12 protein-coding genes are annotated in these 15,186 nt (G+C 66.9%); 3 read left to right on the plus strand and 9 right to left on the minus strand.

Annotated features, from left to right (window positions below; genetic code table 11):
* Positions 1-62: 62 nt before the first annotated feature.
* The 8 genes from ACQY78_RS07685 to cimA form a co-directional block, all read right to left on the minus strand.
* Entirely contained in the window at positions 63-3,212 is a 3,150-nt protein-coding gene (locus ACQY78_RS07685; protein ID WP_428684289.1) for an efflux RND transporter permease subunit, read from the minus strand.
* An 18-nt stretch (positions 3,213-3,230) separates the two neighbouring features.
* Entirely contained in the window at positions 3,231-4,490 is a 1,260-nt protein-coding gene (locus ACQY78_RS07690) for an efflux RND transporter periplasmic adaptor subunit (RefSeq protein ID WP_428684291.1), read from the minus strand.
* Positions 4,491-4,641: 151 nt separating this feature from the next.
* Positions 4,642-5,256, minus strand: a complete 615-nt coding sequence (gene rpsD, locus ACQY78_RS07695; RefSeq protein WP_298317368.1) for a 30S ribosomal protein S4 — start codon at positions 5,254-5,256, stop codon at positions 4,642-4,644.
* A 190-nt stretch (positions 5,257-5,446) separates the two neighbouring features.
* Positions 5,447-5,869 (minus strand): OsmC family protein, encoded by a 423-nt coding sequence (locus ACQY78_RS07700; RefSeq protein WP_428684294.1) that lies wholly within the window; start codon positions 5,867-5,869, stop codon positions 5,447-5,449.
* 2 nt (positions 5,870-5,871) lie between these two features.
* Entirely contained in the window at positions 5,872-6,636 is a 765-nt protein-coding gene (locus ACQY78_RS07705; RefSeq protein ID WP_428684296.1) for an RNA methyltransferase, read from the minus strand.
* A gap of 17 nt (positions 6,637-6,653) precedes the next feature.
* Positions 6,654-8,162, minus strand: a complete 1,509-nt coding sequence (locus tag ACQY78_RS07710) for a DHA2 family efflux MFS transporter permease subunit (protein ID WP_428684298.1) — start codon at positions 8,160-8,162, stop codon at positions 6,654-6,656.
* A gap of 3 nt (positions 8,163-8,165) precedes the next feature.
* The gene (locus ACQY78_RS07715) at positions 8,166-9,311 is read right to left on the minus strand and encodes an HlyD family secretion protein (protein WP_428684300.1); all 1,146 of its coding nucleotides are present in this window, start codon (positions 9,309-9,311) and stop codon (positions 8,166-8,168) included.
* 108 nt (positions 9,312-9,419) lie between these two features.
* On the minus strand, positions 9,420-11,027 hold the full coding sequence (cimA, locus tag ACQY78_RS07720) for a citramalate synthase (RefSeq protein ID WP_428684302.1): 1,608 nt from the start codon (positions 11,025-11,027) through the stop codon (positions 9,420-9,422).
* Positions 11,028-11,174: 147 nt separating this feature from the next.
* On the opposite strand from cimA, the gene ACQY78_RS07725 reads away from it, so the two are divergent.
* From ACQY78_RS07725 to ACQY78_RS07735, 3 genes are all read left to right on the plus strand, one after another.
* Positions 11,175-12,293 carry a mandelate racemase/muconate lactonizing enzyme family protein gene (locus ACQY78_RS07725; protein ID WP_428684304.1) on the plus strand — a complete coding sequence of 373 codons (1,119 nt, stop codon included), beginning with the start codon at positions 11,175-11,177 and terminating at the stop codon, positions 12,291-12,293.
* A gap of 262 nt (positions 12,294-12,555) precedes the next feature.
* Entirely contained in the window at positions 12,556-12,915 is a 360-nt protein-coding gene (locus tag ACQY78_RS07730) for a hypothetical protein (protein WP_428684306.1), read from the plus strand.
* Positions 12,916-13,092: 177 nt separating this feature from the next.
* The gene (locus tag ACQY78_RS07735) at positions 13,093-14,694 is read left to right on the plus strand and encodes an ABC-F family ATP-binding cassette domain-containing protein (RefSeq protein WP_428684308.1); all 1,602 of its coding nucleotides are present in this window, start codon (positions 13,093-13,095) and stop codon (positions 14,692-14,694) included.
* Here ACQY78_RS07735 and ACQY78_RS07740 read toward each other — a convergent pair.
* A complete protein-coding gene (locus tag ACQY78_RS07740; protein WP_428684310.1) occupies positions 14,691-15,185 on the minus strand; it encodes a hypothetical protein in 495 nt (164 codons plus the stop codon). The two genes, ACQY78_RS07735 and ACQY78_RS07740, sit on opposite strands and share 4 nt — an antisense overlap.
* Position 15,186: the final 1 nt, after the last annotated feature.

Raw genomic sequence — 15,186 nt, forward strand, 5'->3', positions numbered from 1 at the left:
ATGTGAGGTCCTTCGCTGCGCCCAGGACGACAAGAAGCAGCCCTCTTCAGAGGGGCGCGCCGTTACTCGGCCGGGGCCGCCGGCGGCGGCGCGGTCGGCGTTGCCTGGCCGCGGTCCTTGGTGCGCCAGCGCTTGGCCCAGCCGGGGCTGAACTTCATGCCGGTCAGCTTGTCGAACCACATGTAGACGACGGGCGTGATGTAGAGCGTGAGGCACTGCGACACGAGCAGGCCGCCAACGACCGTGACACCGAGCGGCTGGCGCAGCTCGGCGCCGGCGCCGTGGCCCAGCGCGATGGGCAGCGAGCCCAGCAGCGCGCAGGTCGTCGTCATCATGATGGGACGGAAACGCAATTCCGCCGCCTCGACGATCGCCTGCTCGGCCGACGCGCCTTGCGCCCGTCGTTCGAGGGCGAAGTCGACCATCATGATCGCGTTCTTCTTCACGATGCCGATCAGCATGACCACGCCGATCAGCGCGATGACGCTGAGGTCCATGCCGAAGAGCTGCAGGGTGATCAGCGCGCCGATGCCGGCCGACGGCAGACCCGAAAGGATGGTCAGCGGATGGATGAAGTTCTCGTAGAGGATACCCAGGATCAGGTAGATCACGAGAATCGCGGCGAACAGCAGCATGCCCTGGTTGGCCACGGCCTGCTGGAACACCTGGGCGCTGCCCTCGAAGCTGGTGGCGATGCTGGTCGGCAGTCCCACTTCGCGGGCCACCGCCTCGATGTCCTTCACCGCGTCGCCCAGCGCCACGCCGGGCGCGAGGTTGAACGAGATGATGACCGCCGGCAGCTGGGCGATGTGGTTGACGGTCAGCGAGGTCGGCTTGTCGTTGCGCTTGGCCACCGTGTCGAGCGGCACCAGGCCACCGGTCGGCGTGCGGACCTGCATGCGTCGCAGCACGTCGTTGGTGTCGGCGTACTTCGGGTCCGCCTCGAGGATGACCTGATAGGTATCGTCGGGCGCGTAGATGGTCGAGACCTGCCGTGTTCCAAAGGCCGAGTAGAGCAGCAGGCGGATCTGGTCGACCGAGAGGCCGAGGCGCGAGGCCGTGTCGCGGTCGACGTCGATCACGGTCGAGCGCGCCTTGACCTGGAGATCGGAGTTCACGTCGGTCAGCGACGGGATGCGCTTCATGCGCTCTTCCATCAGCGGCGCATATTCGCGCAGCTGCGCCAGACTGCTGGAGCGCATGCCGAACTGGTACTGCGCGCGGCTCTGCGTGGTCGCGATGTTGATCGACTGGATCGGCTGGTAAAAGATGTTGATGCCGGGCACCGTGGCCGACGCCCGGCGCAGGCGGGCGATGACTTCGAGCGCCGTCGCCTTGCGCTCGGATTTGTCGCGCAGGGTGATGAAGATGCGGCCCGAGTTGACGGTGCTGGCCGCGTTGCCGCCACCGACGGTCGACATGACCGAGACGACGTCGGGGTCGCGCTTGATGACCTCGGCGAGCGCGCCCTGGCGTGCCACCATGGCGTCGAAAGAGGCGTCATCGGGACCGACGGTCGAGCCGGTGATCTGGCCGATGTCCTCGGACGGGAAGAAGCCCTTCGGAATGGTCTGGAACAGGTAGGCGGTCAGCAGGAAGGTGCCGAGCGTGATCGCCAGCACGATCTTCGGCAGCTTCACGACCCGCCGGAGCGACCATGAGTAGCCCTCCGTGACCTTGTTGAAGCTCCACTCGAAGAGCCGCAGCAAGGCGTTGTGCTTCTCATGGTGGTCGATCGGCTTGAGCAGCCGCGAGCACAGCATCGGCGTCAAGGTCAGCGACACGACGCCCGAGATCAGGATGGCCATGCTGATGACCAGTCCGAACTCGTTGAACATGCGGCCGACGACGCCGCCCATGAACAGCACCGGGATGAACACCGCGACCAGCGACAGCGTCATCGACACGATGGTGAAGCCCACTTCCTTGGAGCCCTTGAAGGCGGCGTCCAACGGCTTCTCGCCCGCCTCGATGTGGCGGACGATGTTCTCCAGCATGACGATCGCATCGTCGACCACGAAGCCGACCGCCAGGGTCAGCGCCAGCAGCGAGATGTTGTCGATCGAATGGCCGCACAGATACATGCCGGCAAAGGTGCCGATCACCGAGATCGGCAGCGCGATGGCCGGGATGATGGTCGCGCGGACGCTGCGCAGGAAGAAATAGATGGCGATGATGACCAGGATGCCGGCCAGAACGAGCGTGAACTCGACATCCTCGATGGCCTCCCGGATCGAGACAGAGCGGTCGTTCAGGATGCTGATCTCGACGCCGCTGATCATCTCCGCCTGGATAGCGGGCAGCATGGCCTTGACGCGATTGACCACCTCGACGGTGTTGGCGTCGGGCTGGCGGTAGACCGCCAGCAGGATGGCGCGCGTGCCGTCGAGCCAGCTCGCGACCTTGTCGTTCTCGACGCCGTCGATGGCGGTCGCCACGTCGGACAGGCGGACGGGGGCGCCGTTCTGCCAGCTCACGACGATCGGCATGTAGTCGGCCGCCTTGTTGATCGGACCGGTTGCGTCGAGGATCGAGCTCTGGCGGGAATCGGCGATGGCGCCGATCGGCTTGCTCGAATTGGCCGCGACGATGGCGTTCTGCAGCTCCTGCAAGGTCAGGCCGCGCACCGCGAGCTGGTCGAGGTCGGCGCGCACGCGCACGGCGTATTTCTGCGTGCCGAAGATCAGCACCTGGGCGATGCCCGGCAGGGTGGAGATGCGCGGCAGGATCGCGCGGTTGGCGAAGGCATCGACGTCGGACAGACGGACCTGGCTCGACTTCAGCGCCAGGAACATGATCGGGAAGTCGGCCGGGTTGACCTTGCGGAAGCTGGGCGGCGTCGGCAGCTCGACCGGCAGGCGGCGCATCGCCGAGGAGATCGCCGACTGAACGTCGAGCGCAGCGCCGTCGATGCTGCGGTTGAGGTCGAACTGGAGGACGATCGCGGTGTTGCCGAGCGACGAGGTCGAGGTCATCGACGTGACGCCGGCGATGGTCGCGAACTGGCGCTCGAGGATCGAGGCGACCGAGGCCGCCATCGTCTCGGGGCTGGCGCCCGGGAGCTGGGCCTGGACCTGGATGGTGGGGAAGTCGACGCGGGGGACGGCGGCGACGGGAAGCTGCTTGAAGCCGAAGATGCCCGCGATGACGATCATCGCCATCAGCAGGATGGTCATGACCGGACGGCGAATGCAGAGAGCCGAAAGTGACATATCCGCTCTCCGTCCGGGTTAGCCGCGGGGCTTCGAAGCGGCGGCGGCAGGCGCCGTGGGCGAGGCCGGCGCGGGCGCCGTCGGCGGCCGGATAATGACCGGCGCACCGCTGACCAGACGAAGCTGGCCGTCGATCACGACCGATTCACCGTCCTCGAGGCCGGTGCCGATCACAGATACGCCACCCTGCGTGCGCTTGATCACGACCGGGCGGACATCGGCGACGCCGTCTTTCACGACGAACACGTAGGGCCCCTGCGGCCCGAGCTGGACCGCCGCGGCCGAGACCGAGATCGCTTCCGGCTCGACGCCCAGGATGACCTCGACCTTGACGAACTGGCCGGGCCACAGGCCCTCGTTGCCATTGTCGATGCGCGCCTTGGCGGTGACGGTGCCGGTGTTGGGATCGACCGTGTTCTCGATGAACGCCATCGTGCCGGACTGGCGCTTGTCGTTCACGATCGCGTCGACGCGGGCCGGACCCTTGGCCATGGCGGCGCGGAGGTCGGGCAGCAGGACCTGCGGGATCGCGAAGCTGACGAAGATCGGATTGACCTGGTTGATGACGGCCAGCGTGGCGGTGGCGGTGTTGTCGGCGACGCGCACGACGGTACCGGCCTTGCTGCTGATCGAGCCGATGCGACCCGACACGGGCGCCCGGATTTCGGTGTAGCTGAGCTGGGTCAGCGTCGCCTGGCGGTTGGCCTCGTCGGATTCGAGCTGGGCTTCCAGCGACTTCAGATTGGTCGCGCTGGTATCGCGCTGCACGGCCGTGCCGGCGCCCTTGCTCAAGAGCCCGTCGGCGCGCTCATTGTCGCGCTTGGCCTGCTCGATCTGCGCCTTGGTCTTGCGGATCTGCGCCTCGAGCATGCCGAGCTGGGCCTTGAGGGTGCGGTTGTCGAGTTCGAAAAGCAGGTCGCCCTCCTTGACCAGGGCGCCCTCCTCGACGTTGACCTTCATGATCTGGCTGTCCATCCGCGGCTTGATCTGGATGGAGGCGATGGCCTGGACCGTGCCGACCGCCTCGATCACCACCGACATCGGCTTCTTGCCGATCGTGGTGACGACGACCGGGACGCCAGCTCCGGGGTTGGCGCGGCCGCGACGTCCCTGCGGCTGGGCGCCGGCAGCGGGACTGGCCTGGTTTTCGGCGGCCTTGGCTTCCTTGCCCATACCGAGATGCGGCCCGACCTGGCGCATGACGTCATCGCGATAGACGTAGGCTGCCCCGCCGATCGCAATGATCGAGGCGAAGACCGCCGCACGGACGATTCCCATTCCTTAGTCTCCCAAGACCCCAAGCCCCGCCGGGATTATAAGGCTCCCGTGTCCCGGCGGACAGCCGGAACGGCCACTCTAGCGGGGAAATTTGATGCAAAAAACCCGCCACAATCGGGCGGGTTTTTCGTTTCTTTCGGGAGTCGGCAGATTACCGGCTGTAATACTCGACGACCAGCGAGGGCTCCATCTGGACCGGGTACGGCACGTCCGCGAGCTTCGGCCCGCGCACGTAGGTGCCCTTCATGTCCTTGTGGTCGGCCGTCACGTATTCTGGAACGTCGCGCTCGGCGGTCTGCGTCGCCTCGAGGACCCGCTCCATCTGGCTGGCCTTGGAGGTCAGCTCGATGACGTCGTTGTCCTTCACCTGGTACGACGCGATGTTCACGCGGCGGCCGTTGACCTTGACGTGGCCGTGGCTGACGAGCTGGCGCGAGGCGAAGACGGTGATGGCGAACTTCATGCGGTAGATCACCGCGTCCAGGCGGCGCTCCAGCAGCTCGACCAGGTTCTCGCCGGTGTCGCCCTTGCGACGGACGGCTTCGGCGTAATAGCGGCGGAGCTGACGCTCGCTGACCGAGCCGTAGTAGCCCTTGAGGCGCTGCTTCGCCATGAGCTGGAGGCGGTAGTCGGTCGGCTTGGTGCGACCCTGGCCGTGCTGGCCGGGACCGTATTCACGCTTGTTGAGCGGGCTCTTGGGACGGCCCCACAGGTTCACCCTGAGGCGGCGGTCGATCTTGTACTTCGAATTTGCGCGCTTGCTCACGCTGCACTCCGTCATTATGCGCCCCGCTTCGCGGGTACGCCGTGTTGTCCGGATAGGCCTTGGTCCGACACGTAAGTCGGGGCGGGAGGAGAGCCCGAACGGCTCTCAACCACGTTCTCCGGAAGAAGCGGGGAACATACTGGCCGCTTCCGGCCAGTCAAGCAGGCGTTAATCCTGCAATATCAGATACTTAGATCTCCACCAGAACGATTTCATGGGTCACGGCGGCGGATTTCTTTACCATAGCGGTGGCCGAACAGTACTTTTCGTCGGACAGGCTGACCGCCCGCTCGACCAGCGCCTTGTTCAGCTTCCGCCCGCGCACCGTGTAGACCAGCTTCACCGAGGTGTAGACCTTGGGATGCTCTTCGGCCCGCTCGGCGACCAGCGAGACCTCGACGCCCTCGATGTCCTGACGCTGCTTCTTCAGCATCGAGACCACGTCGATGGCGGTGCAGCCGCCCATGCCCATCAGCAGGACCTCCATCGGCCGCGACGCGAGGTTGCGGCCGCCGATGTCGGGGGCGCCGTCCATGGTGATCGTGTGACCGCTGCCGCCTTCGGCGACCAGCAGCGCGCCGTCGACCCAGGAGATCTTGGCGGTGGTGGACATGGCTATTCCTCGTGCTGTTTCTTGGACAGGAACTTGATGACGCCGTGGAAGGTGCGGGCCTCCTGCTCGGTCATCTCGGCGCGCTGCAGCAGCGCCCGCAGATTGAGCACCATGGACGGCCGCATCTCCTTGTTCCGCAGGAAGCCCGACTGGTCGAGCGCACGCTCGAGATGGTCGAACAGGCTCTGCAGTTCCTCCTTGGTCGCGGGCCGGGTCGCATGGTCGGCCAGACGCACGGACGGCGTCGTATCCGCGGCGGCGGTCCATTCGTAGGCCACCAGCAGCACGGCCTGCGCCATGTTCAGCGAGGAGAATTGCGGATTGAGCGGGATCGAGAGGGCGGTGTCGGCATGCACCATGTCGTCGTTCTCGAGACCGGTCCGCTCGGGCCCGAACATGATGCCGACGCCTTCGCCCCGCCCGATCCAGCCGCGCATCTCGGACGCGGCCTGGCGCGGCGTCAGGATGCGCTGCACCAGCTCGCGGTTGCGCGCCGTGGTGGCGACCACATGCTCGAGGTCGGCGACTGCCTCGCCCACACTTTCGAACACCTCGGCCTTCTCCAGCACGATGTCGGCCCCCGAGGCGGCGCGCTGCGCCCGCTCGTTGGGCCAGCCATCGCGCGGCGCGACCAGCCTGAGCGTCGACAGGCCGCAATTCAGCATGGCGCGCGCGGCCATGCCGATATTCTCTCCAAGTTGCGGGCGTACGAGGATGACCGCCGGTGTGACGGCGGCGACGTCGCGGCCCTTCGATGCGCGTCCCATGCCGCCGTATAACGTGGTTAGCGGCCGCCGATAAGGGCCGGGCGTCGCATCAGGAAGAGCAGCGGGATCAGCACCAGCGAGCAGATCATCATGATGCGGAAGTCATTGAGGTAGCCGATCAGCGCGGCCTGGCGGGTGATCTCGCCGTCCCAGAGCGCCAGCTGCGTCGGGTCGAGACTGACCCCGGTGGGATTCATCGGCCAGCCCGGATGATAGGGCGTGAACTTCTCGACCATGTCGGCGCGGTTCTGCTGGGTGTTGCTGGCCAGCATCGAGACCAGCACGGCGATGCCGATGCTGGCGCCCAGGTTGCGCAGCAGCGCGTTCACCGCCGCCCCCTCGGTGCGCAGGCGCTGCGGCAGGGTGGCGAAAGTGAGAACGGTGAGCGGCGGAAATACCAGACCGAGCCCGAAGCCCAGCAGGATGCCGTTCCAGACGATGCGGCCCTCGCTGACATTGAGATTGAACAGCGTCATGTCGTAGAGCGACACCGCCGCCAGCGCGAAGCCGGTACCGATCAGCAGGCGCGCATCCATGCGGCCGATCAGGCGCGACACCATCATCATCGCCACCATCATCCCGGCGCCGCGCGGCGCCAGCACCACGCCGGTCGTGAACACCGGATAGCCCATGAGCTGCTGCAGGAACGGCGGCATCAGCGTCGCCGTCACGATCAGCACGAGGCCCGCGAGCGCCGTGAAGCAGAGCCCGACCGTGAGGTTGCGATCGCGGAACAGCTCGCGCGACAGGAACGGCTGCCGGTCGGTCAACATGTGGATCACGAACATGGCAAAGGCGACGGCCGCGACCAGCGTCTCGCCGATGATCTCGACCGAGTCGAACCAGTCGAGCATATGGCCGCGGTCGAGCATGAGCTGGAAGGAGCCGATGGCGACTGCCAGCAGGGTGAAGCCCATCAGGTCGAAGCGCCGCGGCGCGCCGTGCACGTTGTCGCGCACGAGGGCCAGGATACCGACGGCGCATAGGACGCCGACCGGCAGGTTGACGTAGAACACCCAGCGCCAGGAGAATTCGTCGGTCAGCCAGCCGCCCAGCGACGGTCCGGCGATCGGGCCCAGCATCGTGCCGACGCCCCACATGGCCATCGCCTTGCCCTGCTCCTCGCGCGGATAGGTATCCATCATGATGGCCTGCGACACCGGCACCAGGGCCGCGCCGAAGCCGCCCTGCAGGGCGCGGAACAGGACGAGCTGGTCGAGCGTCTGGGCGGCGCCGCACATCATCGACACGATGGTGAAGCCGATCACGCAGGTCGCCAGCGTCCGGCGCAGCCCGAAGCGCATGGCGCAGAAGCCGGCCAGCGGCGTCAGGATGGCGGAGGCCACGATATAAGAGGTGACGACCCAGGAGACCTGCTCCTGCGTCGCCGAGAGAGAGCCCTGGATCGACGGCAGCGCCACGTTGGCGATGGTGCCGTCGAGCGCGTGCATGATGGTGGCGGCCATCACCGTGAAGGTGATCAGGCGGCGGCGGCGCAGGACCGCCGGGTCGACGGCCGGCGCCATAGGCTAGGGCTTCGGCGAAGCGGGCGCGCCCGAGAGTCCGAGCGATTTGGACCAGCCCGCCCACAGGCTGGCCAGAGAGCGCGTGTGACCGGTTTCGACCGAAACGGTCGTGCTCATGCCGACGCGAAGCGGCGGGTCGCCCTCGCGGCAGGCGACCGAGAGGCGGACGGGAATGCGCTGGACCACCTTCACCCAGTTGCCGGTGGCGTTCTGCGGCGGCAGCACGGCGAACTCCGCGCCGGTCGACTGCGAGATGCTCGACACCGTGCCCCAGCATTCGGAGTCGGGATAGGTGTCGACATGGATCAGCACCTTCTGGCCCGCCCGCACGCGCGTGAGCTCGGTCTCCTTGAAGTTGGCCTCGATCCAGAGATCGCTGTCGGCCACGATCACCATCACCGGCACGCCCGCGGTGGCATAGCTGCCCGGCACCGGACGCTTGCTGACGATACCGTCGATCGGCGATTCGATCGTGGTGCGGCGGAGCTGCAGCAGCGCCTCCTCGCGCATCGCCATCATCTGGCGCACGCGCGGATGGTCGTCGGCGCGAATCTTGGGATCGCCCGCCAGAGCCGCCTCGATGCGCAGCAGATCTTCCTGGGCCGCCGAGATGCGCTGGCGCGCGATCTCGAGGCCCATGCGGGCCTCCTCGAGCTTGGCGGTGGAGGCGACCTTCTTCTCGGCGAGTTCCGACTGCCGGTCGAACTCGGCCTGGGCGAAGGTCTGCTGGCTGAGCGCCGCCTTGATCTCCTCGCGCTTGGTCCGCCATTGGGCGCGCAGGCCGCGGATTTCAGCGCGTACGGTCTCGGTCTCGGCTTCGATGCGGGTCAGCGCATGACGGTAGGACTGATCGTCGAGCCGGAACAGGAGCTGGCCGCGCGAGACCTTCTCGTTCTCGTGCACCGGCACGTCGACGATGAGGCCGGAAAGCTGGGTCGCGATCTGGGCGCGGTCGCCTTTCACATAGGCGTTGTCGGTGGTGACGCTGCCGCCCGACGATAGCCAGACGAACAGCGTGGCGGCCAGCACGATCGCCGGCAGCGCCCACATGAAGGCACGCGCGAGCACGCGGACGCCCAGCCGCGGACGGCGCAGGGCAGCCGCCGCGATGGGCGGTGTCTGGGTGTCCAGATGCTCTCCGTCTCGCACGCTTATATGGTCTGCCCCGCTCTACCGCAGGTCAACCGGCAGGTGCGGCATGGCTGCTACGCCGGCTGCGCCGGAGGTGCTGCTACGCGGGCTGCGCCGGAGGTGCTGCTACGCCGGCTGCGCCGGCCGGGCTCCATCGCGGAAGAGCTTGTAGGTCAGGGCGTCGTGGAGTGCGTTGTAGGAAGCGTCGACGATGTTGGGCGACACGCCGATCGTGCTCCAGCGTCGGCCCTTCGCATCCGCACTCTCGATCATGACGCGCGTCGTTGCCGCCGTACCGCCTGCCGAATCGAGGATGCGGACCTTGAAGTCGACCAGCCGCATGTCCTCGAGCTCCGGATAGACTGGCACGAGTGCCTTTCGCAGCGCAGCATCGAGCGCGTTCACGGGGCCGTTGCCTTCGCCCACCTCCATCGCGCGGCGGCCGGCGATGTCGAGCTTCACCGTCGCCTCCGAGAGCGCCACGGTCTGGCCGCGCGCATTGACCCGCCGCTCCGCCAGCACGCGGAAGCTCTGCAGAGCGAAGTAGTCGGGCACGGTCTGTAACTCGTGCCGCGCCAGCAGCTCGAAGCTCGCGTCCGCGCCGTCATAGGCATAGCCCTCGGACTCACGGTCCTTCACGATCTCGAGCAGGCGCGCGACGCCCGGATGCTTGGGATCGACTTCGAGGCCGATCTGGCGGAAGCGGGCCATGATGTTGGACCGGCCGGCCTGGTCGCTGACGACGATGATGCGCTGATTGCCGACGACTTCCGGGTCGACATGCTCGTAGGTCTTGGGGTCCTTCTCGACGGCCGATACATGCAGCCCGCCTTTGTGGGCGAAGGCGCGCGTGCCGACATAGGCCGCGCTGCGGTTGGCCGGCATGTTCAGCCGGTCATCGAGCAGGCGCGACAGGTGCGTGAGCCGCTGCAGCGCCCCGTCCTTCAGCCCGGTGTCGAAGCCCATCTTCAGCACGAGATTGGGGATCAGCGCGATCATGTTGGCATTGCCGCAGCGCTCGCCCAGCCCGTTGATCGTGCCCTGGACCTGGCGGACGCCGGCGCGTACCGCAGCCAGCGAATTGGCCACGGCGTTCTCGGTGTCGTTATGCGTGTGGATGCCGAGCCGGTCGCCCGGGATCTTCTTGGTGACCTCGCCCACGATGCGCTCGATCTCGTGCGGCAGGGTTCCGCCGTTGGTGTCGCAGAGCACCATCCAGCGCGCGCCCGCCTTCTCGGCGGCGGCGAGGCAGGCCATGGCATAATCGGGATTGGCCTTGTAGCCATCGAAGAAATGCTCGGCGTCGAACATCGTCTCTTCCATGCGCGTCTTCGCATAGGCGAGCGAGTCGGAGATCATCTCGAGATATTCGCCACGATCGACCTCGAGGGCGACATCGACATGGAAGTCCCAGGTCTTGCCGACCATGCAAACGTTGCGCGCCTTGGTCTGCAGGATCGCGGCCAGGCCGGGATCGTTGGCGGCGCTGCGGCCAGCCCGGCGGGTCATGCCGAAGGCCACGAACTTGGCGTTCTGGAACTCCGGCGGATCGGCGAAGAACCGGTCGTCGGTGGGATTGGCGCCCGGCCAGCCACCTTCAATATAGTCGATGCCCAACCGGTCGAGCTCGCGCGCGATCGCGGCCTTGTCGGCCACGGTGAAATCGACGCCTTGCGTCTGGGCCCCGTCCCGCAGGGTGGTATCGAAGAGATAGACTCGGTTGGATGACGTCATGACTCGGCCTTTTCGGAGGGCCGGGACCATACGCCTAACCAGGCCGGCGCGACACCTGTCAAAGGACGCGGTAGATTCCTGGCAATCGACGTATGCCGCAATGATCACTGCGGTCAGAAGACGACCGAAGCTGGAAGGAAAAGCCTTATGACCACCGCCACCACGATCACCGAACTGCGCACGACGCTCCTGCAGGTGCCATGGCGGTCGTCGCCGCCGGCCGCCGGCATCCTGGCGCCGGGGCCGCGCGAGATCTTCGTGCTGGAGATCGAGACGCAGGGTGGACTGATCGGCATGAGCTATCTGATGCCGCTGCATGGCGGGCTGCACACGCTGGACGCCTGCATGAAGGAGTTGGTCGCGCCCTATGTGATCGGCCGCGACGCCACCGAGATCGAAGGCATCTGGCAGACCCTCTACAAGAACAATTTCTGGCTGGGCCGCATGGGCGTCACCCTGGTCGCCCAGAGCGCGGTCGACATGGCGCTGTGGGACATCGTGGGCAAGCGCGCCAGCCTGCCGCTGTTCCGCCTGTGGGGCGCCGCGCGCACCAAGATCCCGGCCTACGGGTCGGGCTGCTTCCGAGGCCTCGGCCGCGACGGCATGATCCGGCGCGCCAAGGAATTCACCGCCCAGGGGCTGAAGGCCATCAAGATGCAGGTCGCCCACATCCGGCCGTGGCGCGAGGACGTCGAGAACGTGAAGGCGATGCGCGAGGCGATGGGCGACGGCATCGAGATCATGATCGACGTCAACATGGGTTGGGATGCCGACACCGCCATCCAGGCCGGCCACCGCATCGACGAGTTCGATCCCTACTGGCTGGAGGAGCCGGTCGTGGCAGAGGACTTCGCGGGCTACCGCCGCATCGCCGCTGCGCTGAAGACGCGCGTGGTCGGTGGCGAGAGTCACTTCATGCGGAACGACCTCAGACCCTTCTTCGAGCATCCGGGCACGCCGATCCTGCAGCCCGACCCGATGCGCGGTGGCTACTCGGAACTGCGCAAGATCGCGTCGATGGCCGAGCCCTACGGCATTCGCCTGGCGCCGCACCTGTTCCACGAGCAGATGGTCCATGTGCTCGCCTCGATCCCCAATGCCAGCTACCTCGAATATATGGACTGGAACGACGATCTCTGGATCGAGCCGGTCCTGCCCGCCCAGGACGGCACCATGTCGCCGCCGGAGCGGCCCGGTCACGGGCTGTCGTTCCGGCCGGAGATCCTGAAGGACCATCGCATCGGCGGTCAGCGCCTCACGGGATAAGCAGGCGCCGGCTCCGGCTCCGGCACCGGCACGCTTGGCGGATTAGGCCAATGAAGGGACGCTGAGGCGACGTGGGCGCTCGCGCCTGCGGCGCCGCCAGCCGAAATGACTGACGGAAAGGGTGCAGGCGTCCTGCCGCAGGCAAGTCGGTATCGATGCAGATGACGTATCGCCCGAACCGTTGTTACGCATCGATTATTGCCCGATCACCGGTGTCCCACGAGACGTTCACGTCCCGTCAGCCCGGACGATCGGAGTCACCATGAAATCAGTTGTCATTACCGCGTTGCTCTTCGGCATGACGGGGTCGGCCGTTTACGCCCAGGATGCACCCATCGAATTCCGCATGGCCGCCTCCGACGCGAATCTGGCGGGCTGCCGCAGTCTCGACGCCCAGCTTTCGCGCGTTCACTCGGTCACTCTCCAGGGCGACAAGGCCCTGCTCAAGCTGGCAGGCGGCATTAGCGATACGCTCAAGCAGACGAGCCCCGGCGTCTACACGAGCGTCTTCACCCTCTCGGGCGTGCGCCTCGATGTCGTTGCTGACGCCTCCAGATCGCCGAGGACACTGGTCGTCACCGAAAAGAATCGCGGCTGCCGCTGGGACGCCACCACGAAGTAGGTCCAACTCGGAAGAAGCAAAACCAGAAGCCGGTGCCGAAGCGCGTCGTCCTTCGCCTTGATCGGGACAAACACAGCGCCTATTTGAGTGTCCCGACAGCTGAAACGGATGCACTCGCAATGGATTTCCACCTGACCGCAACGCCCGCTCGCCTTGCCATCAGGGGACTCCATTTGCATGCCTTCCATCACGCTTACCGGCCTCACCGCGACCACGCCTGACGGCCGCGCCCTCTTCTCGAATCTGGATCTGAGTTTCGACGGCGGCCGCACCGGCCTCGTCGGCCGCAACGGCGTCGGCAAGTCGACGCTGCTCGGGATCATCGCCGGCATGCTTGCGCCGCAGGCGGGAACGGTATCGACCACCGGTACGCTGGGCGTCCTGCGGCAGAACGTGCAGGTCTCTGCCGACGAGACACTGGCCGACCTGATCGGCGTCACGGGCGCACTCGACGTGCTGCGCCGTGCCGAGGAAGGCCGCGCCACCGCCGACGAGCTGGCTTCGGCCGACTGGACGATCGAAACGCGTATCGCATCGGCGCTCCGTCGCGTCGAGCTCGACGCCGAGCCATCGACGTTGCTGTCGGCGCTTTCCGGCGGGCAGCGCACGCGCGCCGCCCTGTGCGCACTGGTCCTGGCCGAGCCGGACTTCATCCTGCTGGACGAGCCCACCAATAATCTCGATCGCGCGGGGCGCGCGTCCGTGATCGAGCTGCTATCGACATGGCGGGCGAGCGCGATCGTCGTCAGCCATGACCGCGCGCTGCTCGAGACGATGGACGCTATCGTCGAAATGACCTCGCTGGGCGTCGCCCGCTACGGCGGCAACTGGAGTCACTATCGCGAGCGCAAGGCGCTGGAGCTCGCCGCCGCACGGCACGACCTCGACGACGCCGAACGCCGGGTGGCCGAAGTGACGCGCTCGGCGCAGGCGACAGCAGAGAGCAAGGCGCGCAAGGACGGCGCTGGCCAGCGCAAGCGGGCCAAGGGCGACATGCCACGCATCCTGGCCGGTGCGCGCCAGAACCGCGCCGAGGGCACCTCGGGCGACAATGCACGTGTCGCCGAGCGGCGACGCACGCAGGCGCTAGACGATGCCGCCGCGGCGCGCCAACGCATCGAGGTCCTGCAGCCTTTGTCGATGACCTTGCCGTCGACCGGCCTGCCGGCCGGCAAGCTCGTGCTGCGTCTCGACGCCGTGAGCGCCGGCTACGGCATGGCGCGCCCGATTATCGACGGCCTGTCGTTCACCCTCACCGGCCCGGAGCGCGTGGCGATCACCGGACCGAACGGTTCAGGCAAGACGACGCTGCTCGCGCTCGTCACAGGCAAGCTCGCCGCCCGTTCTGGCAACGTGCGGATGACGACGGACTTCGCGATGCTCGACCAGCAGGTGAGCCTGCTCGATCCGTCGCTGTCGATCCGCGACAACTTCCTCGGCCTCAATCCAGGCGCCGACGAGAATGCCTGCCGCTCAGCCCTCGCCCGCTTCATCTTCCGCGCCGATGCCGCGTTGCAGATCGTATCGACGCTGAGCGGCGGCCAGATGCTGCGCGCCGGCCTCGCCTGCGTGCTGGGCGGAATCAGGCCGCCCCCGCTCCTGATTCTCGACGAGCCAACCAACCATCTCGACATCGCGTCGATCGAAGCGATCGAGGCCGGCCTGCGTGCCTATGACGGTGCGCTGCTGGTGGTGAGCCATGACGAGGCGTTCCTTGAGGCGATCGGCATTACACGCCGGCTGGAGCTTTCCCCTTCGCCGGAACCTCGTCCTCGTTAGACACCGGGAGAAACGCACTGCCGGATGAAACGCCGGCTCACCTGCTCGTAGATCGTGTCTCCGGTTCGCGTCGCCAGCAGTGCGGCCCGCGCGTCGGACACGACGATCGTCGCGCGGCCCGACGTGCCTCCGCAGGTCAGGCGCTTGGCGACCGGCGCCGAGGATGTCCCGCCGACACCGCGCAGCGGCTCCAGGAGGTCGTAGATTCTGGGCGTGTCGGGGGCCGGCGGCGAGCCGCAGATCTCGTGATCGGTCGACATCCAGAGATGGACGCTTCCGGCCGGTCCGCAGGTGATCTCCTCGACGACCTCGCTGTCGCGAAATCCCACTGTCAGGCGATCGGCGCAGAGCTGGTAGACCAGCACGTTCATGCCGCCCTCGCCACCGTCGAGGACGCCGCTCTCGCAGTCCGCCGCGAGCGCCGCTCCGCCGCCCTGCACCGTCGCCGACGCGGCGAGCAGGACAACGAAGAGGGCGCGGGTCCTGGGCATC

Source organism: Reyranella sp., from assembly GCF_965279625.1.
GTDB lineage: Bacteria > Pseudomonadota > Alphaproteobacteria > Reyranellales > Reyranellaceae > Reyranella.

What these genes read in the sequence shown, in the direction of transcription:
- ACQY78_RS07705 (WP_428684296.1), bottom strand. Translation starts at nt 6,636, where the DNA reads ATGGGACGCGCATCGAAGGGCCGCGACGTCGCCGCCGTCACACCGGCG.
- ACQY78_RS07690 (WP_428684291.1), bottom strand. Translation starts at nt 4,490, where the DNA reads ATGGGAATCGTCCGTGCGGCGGTCTTCGCCTCGATCATTGCGATCGGC.
- cimA (WP_428684302.1), bottom strand. Translation starts at nt 11,027, where the DNA reads ATGACGTCATCCAACCGAGTCTATCTCTTCGATACCACCCTGCGGGAC.
- ACQY78_RS07700 (WP_428684294.1), bottom strand. Translation starts at nt 5,869, where the DNA reads ATGTCCACCACCGCCAAGATCTCCTGGGTCGACGGCGCGCTGCTGGTC.
- ACQY78_RS07740 (WP_428684310.1), bottom strand. Translation starts at nt 15,185, where the DNA reads ATGCCCAGGACCCGCGCCCTCTTCGTTGTCCTGCTCGCCGCGTCGGCG.
- ACQY78_RS07685 (WP_428684289.1), bottom strand. Translation starts at nt 3,212, where the DNA reads ATGTCACTTTCGGCTCTCTGCATTCGCCGTCCGGTCATGACCATCCTG.
- ACQY78_RS07730 (WP_428684306.1), top strand. Translation starts at nt 12,556, where the DNA reads ATGAAATCAGTTGTCATTACCGCGTTGCTCTTCGGCATGACGGGGTCG.
- ACQY78_RS07710 (WP_428684298.1), bottom strand. Translation starts at nt 8,162, where the DNA reads ATGGCGCCGGCCGTCGACCCGGCGGTCCTGCGCCGCCGCCGCCTGATC.
- ACQY78_RS07725 (WP_428684304.1), top strand. Translation starts at nt 11,175, where the DNA reads ATGACCACCGCCACCACGATCACCGAACTGCGCACGACGCTCCTGCAG.
- ACQY78_RS07735 (WP_428684308.1), top strand. Translation starts at nt 13,093, where the DNA reads ATGCCTTCCATCACGCTTACCGGCCTCACCGCGACCACGCCTGACGGC.